This is a genomic window from Streptomyces sp. NPDC002676, from assembly GCF_053592455.1.
Map to the genome: position 1 here is coordinate 110,916 of NZ_JBSFVT010000006.1, position 14,189 is coordinate 125,104.

At 73.1% G+C, this 14,189-nt stretch carries 15 protein-coding genes; 4 read left to right on the forward strand and 11 right to left on the reverse strand.

Features of this window, described 5'->3' with window-relative positions:
• Positions 1–119 precede the first annotated feature (119 nt).
• Positions 120–950, reverse strand: a complete 831-nt coding sequence (locus tag ACWD3E_RS18920) for an alpha/beta fold hydrolase (protein ID WP_451388689.1) — start codon at positions 948–950, stop codon at positions 120–122.
• Positions 951–1,145: 195 nt separating this feature from the next.
• Here ACWD3E_RS18920 and ACWD3E_RS18925 point away from each other — a divergent pair, with 195 nt between their 5' ends.
• Positions 1,146–1,907, forward strand: a complete 762-nt coding sequence (locus ACWD3E_RS18925) for a GntR family transcriptional regulator (RefSeq protein WP_451388690.1) — start codon at positions 1,146–1,148, stop codon at positions 1,905–1,907.
• A 114-nt stretch (positions 1,908–2,021) separates the two neighbouring features.
• Here the strand turns inward: ACWD3E_RS18925 and ACWD3E_RS18930 are convergent, their stop codons facing one another.
• The 3 genes from ACWD3E_RS18930 to ACWD3E_RS18940 form a co-directional block, all read right to left on the reverse strand.
• Complete coding sequence (locus tag ACWD3E_RS18930) at positions 2,022–3,179, reverse strand: ROK family transcriptional regulator (RefSeq protein WP_451388691.1); 1,158 nt, start codon at positions 3,177–3,179, stop codon at positions 2,022–2,024.
• Between the two features lie 100 nt (positions 3,180–3,279).
• The gene (locus ACWD3E_RS18935) at positions 3,280–3,936 is read right to left on the reverse strand and encodes a response regulator (protein WP_451388692.1); all 657 of its coding nucleotides are present in this window, start codon (positions 3,934–3,936) and stop codon (positions 3,280–3,282) included.
• Between the two features lie 14 nt (positions 3,937–3,950).
• Entirely contained in the window at positions 3,951–5,105 is a 1,155-nt protein-coding gene (locus ACWD3E_RS18940; RefSeq protein ID WP_451388693.1) for a sensor histidine kinase, read from the reverse strand.
• A 107-nt stretch (positions 5,106–5,212) separates the two neighbouring features.
• On the opposite strand from ACWD3E_RS18940, the gene ACWD3E_RS18945 reads away from it, so the two are divergent.
• From ACWD3E_RS18945 to ACWD3E_RS18955, 3 genes are read left to right on the forward strand one after another with little or no spacing between them, the layout of a single operon-like run.
• Positions 5,213–6,133: an ABC transporter ATP-binding protein gene (locus ACWD3E_RS18945; RefSeq protein WP_451388694.1), complete on the forward strand. Its 921-nt coding sequence runs from the start codon at positions 5,213–5,215 to the stop codon at positions 6,131–6,133.
• Positions 6,134–6,135: 2 nt separating this feature from the next.
• A complete protein-coding gene (locus ACWD3E_RS18950) occupies positions 6,136–6,846 on the forward strand; it encodes an ABC transporter permease (protein ID WP_451388695.1) in 711 nt (236 codons plus the stop codon).
• Positions 6,847–6,887: 41 nt separating this feature from the next.
• Complete coding sequence (locus ACWD3E_RS18955) at positions 6,888–7,331, forward strand: hypothetical protein (RefSeq protein ID WP_451354009.1); 444 nt, start codon at positions 6,888–6,890, stop codon at positions 7,329–7,331.
• Here ACWD3E_RS18955 and mug read toward each other — a convergent pair.
• From mug to ACWD3E_RS18990, 7 genes are all read right to left on the reverse strand, one after another.
• The gene (gene mug, locus ACWD3E_RS18960) at positions 7,328–7,873 is read right to left on the reverse strand and encodes a G/U mismatch-specific DNA glycosylase (protein WP_451388985.1); all 546 of its coding nucleotides are present in this window, start codon (positions 7,871–7,873) and stop codon (positions 7,328–7,330) included. The genes ACWD3E_RS18955 and mug overlap by 4 nt on opposite strands.
• Positions 7,870–9,312, reverse strand: coding sequence for an adenylosuccinate lyase (gene purB, locus ACWD3E_RS18965; protein ID WP_451388696.1), 1,443 nt, complete (start codon positions 9,310–9,312; stop codon positions 7,870–7,872). The genes mug and purB overlap by 4 nt, the downstream gene beginning before the upstream one ends.
• An 83-nt stretch (positions 9,313–9,395) precedes the next feature.
• Complete coding sequence (locus tag ACWD3E_RS18970; protein WP_451388697.1) at positions 9,396–10,184, reverse strand: SGNH/GDSL hydrolase family protein; 789 nt, start codon at positions 10,182–10,184, stop codon at positions 9,396–9,398.
• Between the two features lie 60 nt (positions 10,185–10,244).
• A complete protein-coding gene (locus ACWD3E_RS18975; RefSeq protein ID WP_451388698.1) occupies positions 10,245–11,258 on the reverse strand; it encodes a hemolysin family protein in 1,014 nt (337 codons plus the stop codon).
• The gene (locus tag ACWD3E_RS18980) at positions 11,255–12,598 is read right to left on the reverse strand and encodes a hemolysin family protein (RefSeq protein WP_451388699.1); all 1,344 of its coding nucleotides are present in this window, start codon (positions 12,596–12,598) and stop codon (positions 11,255–11,257) included. Before ACWD3E_RS18980 ends, ACWD3E_RS18975 begins: the two co-directional genes overlap by 4 nt.
• 35 nt (positions 12,599–12,633) lie before the next feature.
• The gene (locus ACWD3E_RS18985) at positions 12,634–13,059 is read right to left on the reverse strand and encodes a GNAT family N-acetyltransferase (RefSeq protein WP_451388700.1); all 426 of its coding nucleotides are present in this window, start codon (positions 13,057–13,059) and stop codon (positions 12,634–12,636) included.
• 57 nt (positions 13,060–13,116) lie between these two features.
• Positions 13,117–14,040, reverse strand: coding sequence for an LLM class F420-dependent oxidoreductase (locus tag ACWD3E_RS18990; RefSeq protein ID WP_451388701.1), 924 nt, complete (start codon positions 14,038–14,040; stop codon positions 13,117–13,119).
• Positions 14,041–14,189 lie beyond the last annotated feature (149 nt).

Here is a 14,189-nt window from a genome sequence, read left to right on the forward strand (position 1 = left end):
TGTGCCTCCAGAGATGGGATCCGGCCAATGCAGGGATCCACACCTAACTGGCGAGCCATAACGGATACATGAGTTCAAAGTGAACGACAGGCAATGAGAAGGAGTTTCGGGTTTGGATGTCAGCGGCTGCCGTCGAGGATGACGCGGGCGACCAGTGCCGGGTCGTCGTTCATGGGGACGTGGCCGCAGCCGGGCAGCCGAACCAGGCGGGCGTGCGGGATCAGCTGCTTGGCGCGGACGCCCTGGCGGCGTACGAGCACCCGGTCCCGGGTGCCCCAGGCCACGGTGACCGGCAGGCCCGGCAGGTTGTCGGTGAACTGGACCGTGGCGCCCGCCCGGAGGGTCTGGTCGAATCCGGTGGCACCCGCGAGCGCCAGCGTCTCGGCGACCACCGCCTCCGGATCGCGGCGGGCGGGACGGCCGTAGATGGTGCTCGTCAGCGCGGCACGGCCGGCCGCGGTGCGCGACAGCCGTGTCACGAGGGGCAGCGGGAGCTGCTGGGCGATGCCGCGCATCGCGAGCAGCACACCGAAGGCGTAGCGCCGCTCGGCCTGCGTCCAGAAGCCCGCCGGGGAGAGGGCGGTGACGGACCGTACGAGCTTCTCCCGGCCCAGTTCGAGGGCCAGCAGGCCGCCGAGCGAGTTGCCCGCGACGTGCGGGCGGTCCAGCTTCAGCGCCTCGAACAGGGCGGCGAGGACGGTGTTCGTCGTGGGCAGGTCGTAGGCGAGGCCGGCGGGCAGGCCCGGGGACGCGCCGAAGCCGGGCAGGTCCACGGCGATCACGTCGCGTTCGGTGGCGAGGATGTCCACCACCGGGTCCCAGGCCTGCAGGTGGTGGCCGATGCCGTGCAGCAGGACCAGCGGTTCACCGCGTCCCACGCGCGCGTACGTGACGGTCACCTCCTTCGCGCCGTGCGGGGTCGGGACCTCGAAGGCGACGGTGGTGGGCATGCGTTGCTCCTCGTCTGGCTGCGGACGGACGCCGTAGACAGCTTGTCAGTAATCGCTACCGGCGGGTAGCCCTCGGAATCGAGGATTGGTCTTGACCAAGGGTGAGGGTCGCCCTATGGTCGCAGAGAACTGCAACAACCTTTAATAAACAAGGGCGCTAAAAACCGCCGGACCACGGCTCTTGCGGAGGACAGGGTGGGGACCACGCAGCTGGAATCGGTGCCGGAACCGAAGTACTGGCACCTCAAGACCGTGCTCAGCGAGGCACTTGACTCCGAGTTCTCGGTCGGTGAGATCCTGCCCAACGAGCGCGACCTCGCCGCCCGCTTCGGAGTGGCCCGGGCCACGCTCCGTCAGGCACTCGAACAGCTGGAGCTGGAAGGCCGGCTCCAGCGCCGCCGCGGCGTCGGCACCACCGTCGCGCCCCCGCGCGTGGGTGTGGCCGTGGGCACCGAGCAGCAGGCCTGGCCGGGAGCCGAAGACGACGCCTGGCAGCCCGTCGACGTCCTCCAGTCCGCGCCGCCCGCGGCCGTCGCCGCCGCCCTGGAGACCGGCTCCGGCGAGCCCGTGCACACCGTGCGCCGCTCCCGGACCTCCCACGGCCGGCACGTCGCCACGGAACTGCTCTACGTCCCGGCCGCCTCGGTGCCCGACCTCAGCGCGATCGACGCCCCGTCCGGCCCGGCACGCGCGCGTGCCGTGCTGCGCGAGCTGCAGCACCTGAGCCTGGAGGGCCAGGACCGCGCCGTCGAGCTGGGCTCGGCCCGCGCGGACGACGCCAAGGAACTGGACCGGCTCCCCGGCGCCCCCGTCCTGGTCGTCACCACCCGCTTCTTCGCCGAGGGCCGCACCGCGGCGCTGTCCGTCGCGACCTACCGTGCCGACACCTGCCGGCTGACCTTCGGCGACTCGGCAGGCGTGGAAATACACCACGGTCCGGCGCAGCAGGCGTCCTGACCCGACCCCACGCTCCACGCCTGGCTACGGCCCCGCACGCCCCGGAACTCCGCCGGGGCGTGACGCGTTGTGCGGGCAGACCCTGTCCGCCCGGGCCGCCGCCGCTCGCCCCGGTCAGCGGCGGGCCGTCACCGTGCCCTCCACCGCGAACAGCTGCTCCTCGACGTGGTCCAAAGCCAAGCGCAGCGCCCCCGTGGCCACGGCCGTCTCGCCCAGCAGGGACAGGGCGACCTGCGGGGGCCGCAGGCAGTAGCGCGCGAGTTCGCGGCGCAGCGGCTCCAGTACGCCGTCCAGACCGGCCGCCCAGCCGCCGATGACGACCAGCTCCGGGTCGAGGGCCAGCACCAGTGCGGCCACGTCGTGGACGAGGCGCTGGATGAACCGCTCGACGGCCGCCAGCGCCCGCTGGTCGCCCTCCCGGGCCAGCGCGAACACTTCGGCCACCGCCTGCTCGTCCAGCGGATGAACCGGCTTGTCCGTGGTGGACAGCAGCGTCTCCGGGGTCTCCTCACGGCCCAGCAGATGCAGCGCGCCGATCTCCCCGGCCGCCCCGCCGTAACCCCGGTGCAGCCGCCCGCCGATCAGCGAACCCGCCCCCGGGCTCAGTCCGGCCAGCACGAACACCACGTCGTCCGACTCGGTCGCCGCGCCCTTCCAGTGCTCGGCGACGGCCGCCGCGTTGGCGTCGTTCTCCACCAGCACCGGGCACTTGAAGGAACGGCTCAGCCGCTCGCCGAGCCTCAGTCCCGTCCACTCGGGCAGGGCCGTGCCCAGCCGTACCGTGCCGTCGGCCTCGACGATGCCCGGCGTGCCCACGCCCACCGCACGCAGCGAGCCGCGCGCCACCCCGGCCCGCCGCAGCAGTTCCGCCACCGCACCGCGCAGCCGCTCCAGCCGCTCGTCGGCCGGAGCCGTCTCGTCGACCTCCTTGGCCTGCGCGCCCAGCACCCGCCCGTCCAGGTCGGACAGGAGCGCGGCGACCCGGTGCGCCCCGATCTCCAGGCCCAGCAGATGCCCCGCCTCGGCCCGGAACCGGAACCGGCGGGCGGGCCGCCCCTGGCGGCGTGCGGTGCCCTCGTCGGCCGCCGTCTCCACGACCAGCCCGGCCTCGATGAGGCCTTCGACGACCCCTTCGACGGTCGGCCGCGACAGTCCGGTGACCCGGGTGATCTCGGTGAGCGTCGCACAGTCAGTGGCACGCAGCGCGTGCAGCACCACCGCGGAATTGATCCTTCGCAGCAGCGAGGGATCGCCGCCGGTCAGCTGCCCCACCGTCCGTCCTCCCAGCTAGCGGGCGTGTTGGGGCGGATCGTACTCGGCCCGGCCCACCCCGGCGAGTGCCGGGTTGCGCCGGCCCGGCAGCGCTCGTGACTCAGCCCGGCGCGACGAAGCCCGACTCGTAGGCGGCGATCACCGCCTGCGTGCGGTCGCGCGCCCCGAGCTTGGCCAGCACGGCGCTCACATGCGACTTCACGGTCTCCGTTCCGACGACCAGCCGGGCGGCGATCTCCGCGTTCGACAGCCCCCGCGCCATGAGCCGCAGCACCTCCGCCTCCCGCTCCGTCAGCCCGGCCTCCACCAGCGGGGCAGGCGCCGCGGGTTCGCCGCCGCCGTACCGGGCGGCGAGCCGGCGTACGGACGCGGGGAACAGCAGCGACTCGCCCTCCGCCACCAGCCGCACCGCATGGACGATCTCGGCCGGCCGGGCCCGCTTCAGGAGGAACCCGTCGGCACCCGCGCGCAGCGCCTCGTACACGAACTCGTCGTCCTCGAAGGTGGTCACGACGAGGATCCTGGGCGGTGCGTCGACGGTGCGCAGCACCGCGCGCGTGGCCTCGATCCCGTCCATCAGCGGCATGCGGACGTCCATCGCGACCACGTCCGGCCGCAGTTGGCGCACCAGCGGGATGACCGCCGCGCCGTCGGCCGCCTCGCCCACCACCTCGATGTCGGGCTGGGCCTCCAGCACGGCGCGCAGACCCGCGCGGACCAGGGGTTCGTCGTCGACGAGGAGAACGGTGACCGGCATCCGGCCAGCGTAGATCAGCCGAGCGGCAGCTCCGCGCGCACCTGCCAGTCACCCCCGTCCGGTCCGGTGCGGGCACTGCCCCCCAGCAGTTCCGCCCGCTCCCGTACGCCGCGCAGCCCGCTGCCCCGCCCGGGCCCGGGTATCGCGGCCGGAAGCGGATTACGGACCTCCAGGGCGAGGGCGCCCTCCGCCACGGACACCCGGACGCGCACGGGTACGGCCCCCGCGTGCCGCAGCACATTGGTCAGCGCCTCCTGCAGGATGCGGTACCCCTCCCGCGAGACCAGCCCCGGCACGGCCGCGACGGGCCCCGTCACCTCGGCGTCCACCGTGGCGCCGGAGGCGCGCGCGGAGTCCAGGAGGCGGCCGGCGTCGGCCAGCGTCGGCCGGGCGCTCGCCGGCTGCTCGGACTCGCGCAGCACCCCGAGGACTCGGTCCAGGTCCGTGAGGGCGGCCCGGCCGGTCTCCTCGATGGCCTCCAGCGCCCGGTCGGTGAACGCCGGATCGCCCGCCGCCCGCGCGGCACCCGCCTGCACCACCGCCACCGTCAGGGCATGCCCGATGGAGTCGTGCAACTCCCGTGCGATGCGGGTGCGTTCGAGCAGCTGCTCGGTGCGCTCCTCCAGGGCCGCCAGCCGCTCCGTGGCCGACGGCCCGAGGAGCCGGCGCGCACACGCCGTGATCAGCTCGCCGAGCCCGACGACGGCGCCGTACAGGGCGAGCAGCGGAAGCGGCGCCAGCAGGGCGTACGCCCGGTCCGGCGGCAGCCGGTCCAGCAGCGGAACACCGGAAGGCGCCTGTCCCCAAGCGCACTTCACCAGCTCGTAGGTGAGCACCGGCAGCCACACCGAGGCGAACATGGCCGTCGCACCGAGGACCATCCGCAGCTCCAGCCAGAGCACCGTGCGCAGCCGGTCCCGCCAGGTCGCCGACGGCGTCACGGAGATGCCCGGCTCCTCCTCGCCGGGCGTCAGCAGCAGCCGCGCCTGAACGCCCTCTCCCATGCGCACGGCGGGCAGGAGACCGACCGGAGCGAGCAGCAGCGCGGGCATCCAGGGAGTCGACAAGTCGATGAAGAGCCACACGCTCACGATCAGCATGGGCACCCACAGATGCAACAGGCGCGTGTACGTCGTCCCCCGCAGCAGCGGGCGCAGGAAGCGGGCCATGGAGGAATCGTCGCAGGCAGCACCGACAACGGACCTCCCCCGCACGGGGGAGACGAACTCCACCGGCGGGGGAGGAACCGAGCCGCACGCCCGGCCAGGCTGGTGCCATGACCAGCATCGACGTACGAGACCTCACCAAGGAGTACGGCACCCGCCGGGCCGTGGACCACCTCACCTTCAGCGTCCGCCCCGGCCGCGTCACCGGCTTCCTCGGCCCCAACGGCGCCGGAAAGTCCACCACCATGCGGCTCGTCCTCGGCCTCGACCGGCCGACCTCCGGCACCGCCACCATCGGAGGCCACGCCTACGCCGAACTCCCCGATCCCCTGCGCCGGGTGGGCGCGCTGCTGGACGCGCGGGCCGCGCACGGCTCCCGCACCGCGCGGGACCATCTGCGGGCCCTGGCGGCGAGCAACCGCATCCCGGACCGCAGGGTCGACACGGTCCTGGAGGAGACCGGACTCGCCGCGGTGGCCCGGCGCCGGGTGAAGACGTACTCCCTCGGCATGCGCCAGCGCCTCGGCATCGCCGCCGCGCTGCTCGGCGACCCCGAGGTGATCCTGCTGGACGAACCCGCCAACGGCCTCGACCCGGAGGGCATCGTGTGGATCCGCACGCTGCTGCGCCGGCTCGCGGCACAGGGCCGTACGGTCCTGGTCTCCAGCCACTTGATGAACGAGACCGCCGCCTTCGCCGACCACCTCGTGATCCTCGGCCGGGGCCGCCTCCTCGCCGACACCCCCGTCCAGGAGTTCATCCACGCGCGCGTACGGCCCCAGGTGAGGATCCGTACGACCGACGCCGCCGCGCTCGGCGACCTGCTCGCCCGGCACGGCCACGACGCCTCCCGGGACGAGGACGGAACGTGGACCGTGCGCCACGCGCGCGTCGACGAGCTGGGCCGCCTCATGTCCGAGGCGGGCATCCCCGTACTGGAACTGGCCGCCCAGGAAGCCACCCTGGAGCAGGCCTACTTCGATCTGACCGCGGCCGAGGCCGAGTTCACCGCCCAGCCCCAGGAGGCCTGACCATGCCCTTCGTCCCCGTTCTGCGCGCCGAGTGGATCAAGATCCGTACGCTGCGCTCGCTCATCGGCAGCCTGGCCGCGGTCCTCGTCACCACCGTGGCGTTCTCCGCGCTCGCCTCCGCCGACGCCGACGACACCGATCCGTTGTTCTCGGTGTTCTTCGGCATCAGCTTCGGACAGATCGCCGCGATCGCCTTCGGCACGACGGCCGTTGCGGCCGAGTTCCGGGGCGGCGCGCTGCGGCTGACGCTCGCCGCCGCGCCCGACCGGCTCCGCTGGTTCGCCGCGAAGGCCACGGCGATCGCCCTGCCGGTGCTGGCCGTGGGCCTCCTCACGGGTCTGGTGACGCTGCTGGCCGGCAAGGCCGCCCTCGGCCCCGACGGTCCCACCTGGACCGAGGGACTGCGCGGCGCGCTCGGCTGCGGCCTCCACCTCACGCTGATGGCACTGTTCGCCGCCGGACTCGCGGGCGTACTGCGCAGCGGCGTCGCGACCCTCTCCGTCCTGATCCCGTTCCTGCTGATCGTGTCCTTCGTCATCGGTGACCTGTCCGGGGGAGTCGCCGACTTCCTGCCCGACCGGGCCGGCCAAGTGGCCCTGCACAGCACCTGGGACGGCGCGCTCGGCCCCTGGACCGGGCTCGGGGTGACCGCGCTGTGGGCAGCGGCGGCGCTGAGCGCGGGAGCGTGGTGCGTGCAGCGCCGGGACGCCTGACGGCCCGCCAATTGTCAGTGGGGCCCGCTTTACTGGACCACATGGACATCGCGAAGCATCTCGTCGTGATCGACCTGCTGTGCGCCCGCGAGTTTCCGGGGGAGGACTGCAAGTCGGACATGGGCACGGCCGGGCCCGGATACAGCACGGCGGTGTTGGAGACGAGCCATGGGATGCGCGCGGCCCAAGCCTGGGTGCGGCAGCGGGCCGCCGAGGACTTCCACGCGTACCGGGAGGCGATCGCGCAGCGGCTGAACGACCGCTGGGGCGAACAGCCCCCCTGGGGCCAGTTGACCGTGCGGGTGCGCATGGGCCGGGGCGAGGAGATACCTGAGCCCTGGGCGACCCTCAGCCTCCACACCGACGAACTCGACGTGTGGCGGGCGGAGGAGGCCGGCCGCTGGGTGGCCCTCGGTGTCGCCGACCGTGACGGTGCCGACGAGATCCGGCTGCTGGCCACGGTCACGGAGACGGACCCGCCCTAGGCGAGCGCGGCGTCCCGCAGCCGGGCGAACTCCTGCGCCATCGTCGCCGCCGTCCAGTGCGCGTTCAGCCCGCTCGGGTTGGGCAGCACCCACACCCGGGTCTCGCCGATGGTCCGCTCCTGCGGACCCACCTGCGCCCCGCGGTCCGCGAAAGCGGCCCGGTACGCGGTCACGCCGACCACGGCGAGCCACTTCGGCCGCCACCGCGTCACCTTGGCCGTCAGCAGCCGGCCGCCCTCGGCGTACTCCTCGGCGCTCAGCTCGTCGGCGCGCGCGGTCGCCCGCGCCACCACGTTGGTGATGCCCAGCCCGTACGTCGGCAGTTCCCCCTGCTCGGCGGGTTTCATCAGCCTCGGGGTGAAGCCGGACAGGTGCAGCACCGGCCAGAAGCGGTTGCCGGGCCGGGCGAAGTGGTGGCCCGTCGCCGCCGTCATCAGGCCCGGGTTGATGCCGCAGAACAGCACCTGGAGGCCGTCCGCGACCACGTCCGGGACGAGACGGTCGCGGGCGGCCTCCAGTTCCGCCTGGGTGAAGCGGGTCAGAGGATCGCTCCGGGCGTGTAGCCGGCGGCCTCCGGGTGCTGCTTGACGAGCTCCTCGATGCGGCCGACGACGACGCCGACCTGGTCGGCCGCCGCACCCGTGAAGGAGAGCTTGTCGGCCATCAGGGCCGCGAGCTGCTCGCGGTCGAGCGGGAGGCGCTCGTCGGCGGCGAGCTTGTCGAGCAGGTCGTTGCGCTCGGCACCCTGCTCGCGCATCGTGAGCGCGGTGGCGACGGCGTTCTCCTTGATCGCCTCGTGCCCGACCTCGCGGCCCACACCGGCCCGCACGGCGCCCATGAGCACCTTGGTGGTGGCGAGGAACGGCAGGTAGCGGTCCAGCTCGCGGGCGATGACGGCCGGGAAGGCGCCGAACTCGTCGAGGACCGTCAGGAAGGTCTCCAGCAGACCGTCCAGCGCGAAGAATGCGTCCGGCAGCGCGACCCGGCGCACCACCGAGCAGGACACGTCGCCCTCGTTCCACTGGTCGCCCGCCAGCTCGCCGGTCATCGAGGCGTAGCCGCGCAGGATGACCATGAGGCCGTTGACGCGCTCGCAGGAGCGGGTGTTCATCTTGTGCGGCATGGCCGAGGAGCCGACCTGGCCCGGCTTGAAGCCCTCGGTGACCAGCTCGTGCCCGGCCATCAGCCGGATCGTCTTGGCCAGCGAGGACGGGGCGGCGGCCAGCTGCACCAGCGCGGTGACGACCTCGTAGTCCAGCGAGCGCGGGTAGACCTGGCCGACCGAGGTGAAGGCCTGCGAGAAGCCCAGGTGCCCGGCGATCCGGTGCTCCAGCTCGGCGAGCTTCGTGGCGTCGCCGCCGAGCAGGTCGAGCATGTCCTGCGCGGTGCCGACCGGGCCCTTGATGCCGCGCAGCGGGTAGCGGCCGAGCAGCTCCTCGACACGGCCGTAGGCGACGAGCAGCTCGTCGGCGGCGGTCGCGAAGCGCTTGCCGAGGGTCGTGGCCTGTGCGGCGACGTTGTGCGAGCGGCCGGCCATGACCAGCTCGCCGTACTCCCCTGCCAGCTTGCCCAGACGGGCGAGCACGGCCACCGTGCGGTCGCGCATCAGCTCCAGGGAGAGCCGGATCTGCAGCTGCTCGACGTTCTCCGTCAGGTCACGCGAGGTCATGCCCTTGTGCACGTGCTCGTGCCCGGCGAGGTCGTTGAACTCCTCGATCCGCGCCTTCACGTCGTGCCGGGTGACCTTCTCGCGCTCGGCGATCGAGGCCAGGTCGACGGTGTCGAGGACACGCTCGTAGTCGGCGATCGCCTCGTCGGGCACCTCGATGCCGAGGTCCTTCTGGGCCCGCAGCACGGCGAGCCAGAGCTGCCGCTCCAGCTTCACCTTCTGCTCGGGCGACCAGAGCGTGGCGAGCTGGGCGGAGGCGTAGCGTCCGGCGAGGACGTTCGGGATGCGGGGCTTGGCGGGCGCTGAAGTCACGTGTCCAGATTCTACTGGCGGTTTGTGCAGGTCGGCGCCATGGGGTCATTCGGCGGAAGCTACAAGCGCAAGCCGCAGGGTCGCTACGCCTGGCCCTCGTACGGCAGCAGCTCCGGCCGCTTCGGCGCGCGGCCGTCCCCGGAGGAGCGGCCGGTGAGGCGGCGGCCTATCCACGGCAGCAGGTGCTGCCGGGCGAACCGTGCGTCCGCGACCCGCCGCGCCGCCCAGCCCGGAGGCGGCGTGGCCGGCATCGGGGTGCGCCACTCGGTGTCCTCGGGCTCGTAGCCGAGCCTCTGCCACACCGCCTCGGCGACCCGGCGGTGTCCCTCGGCCGTCAGATGCAGCCGGTCCACGTCCCACAGCCGGGGGTCGCCCAGCGCGGGCGCCCCGTACAGGTCGACCACCAGCGCGCCGTGCCGCTCGGCCAGCTCGTCCACGCAGGCGAACAGCTCCTCCATGCGCGGCCGGAACCGCTCCAGCACAGGGCCCTGCCGGCCGGGGCTGCGCATCAGCACCAGCTGCTTGCAGGACGGGGCCAGCCGCTCCACCGCCTCGGTCAGCAGCCCCCGCACCCGGCCCATGTCGCAGTTGGGCCGCAGGGTGTCGTTGAGGCCGCCGACCAGCGTGACCACGTCGGCGTTCATGGCCGCCGCCACGTCCACCTGCTCGGTCACGATCTGCCCGATCAGCTTCCCGCGCACGGCGAGGTTGGCGTACCGGAACCCGGGGGTGCCGGCCGCCATCCGCGCGGCCAGCAGGTCGGCCCAGCCCCGGTACGAGCCGTCGGGCAGCAGGTCCGACATGCCCTCCGTGAACGAGTCGCCGACCGCGACCAGGCTGGTGTGCGTGGGAGTTGTGGGATTCGTCTGCATGGCGTGAGCGATCGTATCCCGGTCCCATACCCGCCGGTCGGTCGGCCCCGGCCCACCGCCTCACGCAGGCTGGCCGAACAGCTCCCGCAGCACGTCCTCCATCGTCACCAGGCCGGCCAGCCGTCCGTCGTCGCCGAGCACGGCCGCCAGGTGCGTACGGCTGCCGCGCATCGCGGTGAGCACGTCGTCCAGCGGGGTGGCCTCCCGCACGCGCGCGATGGGCCGCATGTCCCGCAGCCGGAACGGCAGGTCCCGCGGCAAGGCGTCCAGCGCGTCCTTCACATGCAGGTAGCCCACGATCCGGCGCCCCTCGTCGACCACCGGGAACCGGGAGTAGCCCGAGGTCGCCGACAGCCGCTCCAGCTGTTCCGCGGTGACGCCCACGCGCGCGTACACCACCCGCTCCAGCGGGACCACCACGTCGCGTACGGGTCTGCTGCCCAGCTCCAGGGCGTCGTGCAACCGCTCCTGCGCCCGGTCGTCGATCAGACCCGCCAGACTGGCGTCCTTGACGATCTCGATGAGCTGGGCGTCCGTGAAGGTCGCCGCGACCTCCCCCTTGGCCTCCACCCTGAGCAGCTTCAGCAGCCCGTTCGCGAAGGCGTTGACAGCGAAGATCACCGGGCGCAGCGCACGGGCGAGGGTCACCAGGGGAGGTCCGAGCAGCAGCGCGCTGCGCACCGGTTCGGCCAGCGCGATGTTCTTGGGCACCATCTCGCCGAGCAGCATGTGCAGGTACGTGGCCAGGGCCAGCGCGATCACGAACGACACGGCGTGGCCCGCGCTCTCGGACACGCCGAGCGCGTGGAAGACCGGCTCCAGCAGGTGCGCGATGGCCGGCTCGGCGACCACGCCCAGGACCAGCGTGCACAGGGTGATGCCGAGCTGGGCGGCGGCCAGCAGCGCGGAGACGTGCTTCAGGCCCCACAGCACGGCCTTGGCGCGCAGGTCGCCCTTCTCGGCGCGCGGCTCGATCTGGGAGCGGCGCACCGAGATCAGCGCGAACTCGGCGCCCACGAAGACGGCGTTGAGGACCAGCGTCGCCAGGCCGATCAGCAGCTGTACGACGGTCATCGCGCCCCCTCCGTCCGCTCGTCGCCGCGCGCGTCGTCCAGTGGCGCGTGCAGCACCACGCGGGCCGCCCGGCGGCCCGCGGCGTCCACCACGTCCAGCCGCCAGCCGGCGACCTCGAGGGTGTCCCCGACCTGGGGTATCCGTCCCAGCTCGGTGGCGACGAGGCCGGCCAGCGTCTCGTACGGCCCCTCCGGCACGCGCAGACCCACCCGCTCCAGCTGGTCGGTGCGGGCGGCGCCGTCCGCCGAGTACAGGGCGCGGCCCTCTTCGTCGGCTCCGGCCGGGGCGAGGTCGGGCGTCTCGTGCGGGTCGTGCTCGTCGCGCACCTCGCCGACGACCTCCTCGACGATGTCCTCCAGCGTGGCGACGCCCGCCGTACCGCCGTACTCGTCGATGACGACGGCCATGGTGCGCCTGCCGGAGAGCCGGTCCAGCAGCCGGTCGACCGTGAGGGACTCCGGCACGAGCAGGGGTTCGCGCATGATCTGGGCTACGGAGCGGCGGGGCCGGTCCTCGGCGTGCAGGGCCACGACGTCCTTGATGTGGGCGATGCCGACGACCGAGTCCAGGCTGCCCCGGTAGACCGGGAACCGGGACAGGCCGGTCGCCCGGGTCGCGTTGGCCACGTCCTCGCAGGTCGCCTGGGTGTCCAGGGCGACCATCTGGACGCGCGGGGTCATCACGTTCTCCGCGGTCAGGTCGGCCAGCTTCAGCGTCCGCACGAACAGCTCGGCGGTGTCCGCCTCCAGGGCACCCTCCCGGGCGGAGTGCCGGGCGACAGCCGCCAGCTCCTGCCGCCCGCGCGCGGAGGCCAGCTCCTCGGCGGGCTCGATGCCGAACACGCGCACCGCACGGTTCGCCGTGTTGTTGAGGTGGGTGATGAAAGGCCGGAAGGCCGCGCTGAACCAGCGCTGGGCGTTGCCGACCCGCTTCGCCACGGCCAGCGGCGAGGAGATCGCCCAGTTCTTCGGCACCAGCTCGCCGACGACCATCAGGAACACCGTCGACAGACCCGTGCCCAGCACCAGCGCCACCGAATTCGCCGCTCCGCGCGACAGGCCCATCGCGCGGAACGGTCCGGCGAGCAGCGCGGCGATCGACGGCTGGGCGAGCATGCCGACGATCAGGTTGGTCACGGTGATACCGAGCTGGGCGCCGGACAGCTGGAAGGTCAGGTTCCGTGCGGCCTTCAGGGCGCCCGGGGCACCGCGCTCGCCACGCTCGGCGGCCCGCTCCAGCTCACCGCGCTCGACCGTGGTCAGCGAGAACTCCGCCGCCACGAACACGCCGCAGGCGAGCGACAGCAGGATCGCCACCAGAAGGAGCAGCACTTCGGTCATCGGGTCACCCCTGTCCCATGATCGGACAGGGCGGGTCAGTCTGCCAGCGGCTTCACCCAGCGCCTCCACTGCTCCTGCGGCCCGTACCCGGCCGCACGCCACGCATGCTGCGCCCGCTCGTTGCGCACCAGCACCATCGCGTCCGCGCGCCGCCCGCCCAGCCGCACGAACCGCTCCTCGGCGGCGGCCAGCAGCGCCGAGCCGATGCCCTGTCGGCGCCGCTGCGGATGCACCGCGAGCCGGTACAGATGGCACCGCCAGCCGTCGAAGCCCGCGATCACCGTGCCGACCAGCTCCCCGTTCCGTTCGGCGAGGATCAGCGCCTCGGGGTCGCGGGCGACCAGCCACGCCACCCCCTCGCGGTCGTCGCTGATGCTGGTGCCCTCGGCGGCCGTCTTCCAGAAGGCGAGTACGGCGTCGAGGTCGTCCGGCAGGGCAGGGCGTATGCGCAGTTCGATCATGAACTCAGCTCAGCACGCGAGGCCGTGGCGGTGCCAAGGATTTTCGCCGTGCGGACGCTATGCGGACTCCTCGCGCAGCCGCTCCATGACCGGAGCGAACGCCTCCATGGACGGCTCCAGGACCGTCAGGTACGAGAACCCGAACCGCTCGCGCAGCGCCCGTACCTGCCCGACGAGGTCGTCGAGGGGCCCGACCAGCACGATGGGCAGGTCCAGCGCCTGCTTCAGCGTCAGCTGCGGCTGGCGCCGAAGCAGCGGCTCGAGCACGGGCTCGGGGTCGTCGGTGACGGCCACGAGCTGCAGCAGCAGGTTCAGCTCGGCCGGTTCCGCCCGGCCCGCGGCCCGCTCCCGGTACAGGGCCACCCGCCCGTCCAGCTCGTCCGCGGTGAGCGGCTCGAGCGAGCCGGGGGTCTTCCCCGGCCGGGCCCCCGTGAAGGCCGCGATGTCCGCGTGCTCGGCGGTCAGACGCAGCATCCGGTCGCCGTTCGCACCGATCAGCAGCGGCACCCGGGACTGGGCGGGGCGAGGCATGGAGGTCCCCCCGCTCGAGGGAACCCGAGAGTGGGGGAGCTCCTCAGACCCCAGCAGCCGGTCCAGTTCCTCGATCGTGCGCCGTAGATGGTCGACCCGCTCGCCCGGCGAGCCGTACGGCAGCCCCGCCGTCTCGTGCTCGGCCTGTACGTACCCGGTGCCGAGGCCGAGTTCGAGCCGGCCGCCGGTCAGCGCGTCCGTGGTGGCCACCTCGCGGGCCAGCAGCGCGGAGTTCCAGAAGCCCGCGTTGAGCACGAACGTGCCGACCCGGGGCCGCTCGGTGGCCTCGGCCGCCGCGACCAGCGCCGGGAACGGCGCCGGCATGCCGAGGTGGTCGGGGACGAGGATCACGTCGTACCCCAGCTCCTCGGCACGCCGGCACTTGGCGCGCCACTCGGAGGCGGGCGCGGGCGTGAGCAGATTGACCCCGAAGCGGAACGGGCGCGGCATGGAATCCCCCTGTGCGGAAGGCGACTTGACCGACTTGATCGTGCGTCACGATTCCATCACCGCGCCCGGACGGCCGCCACCGAGTTCGCTCGTGGGGCACTGTCGGCACCCGCCGCCGGGCCCAGGCCCTGTCGTCAATTTCCCGCCTG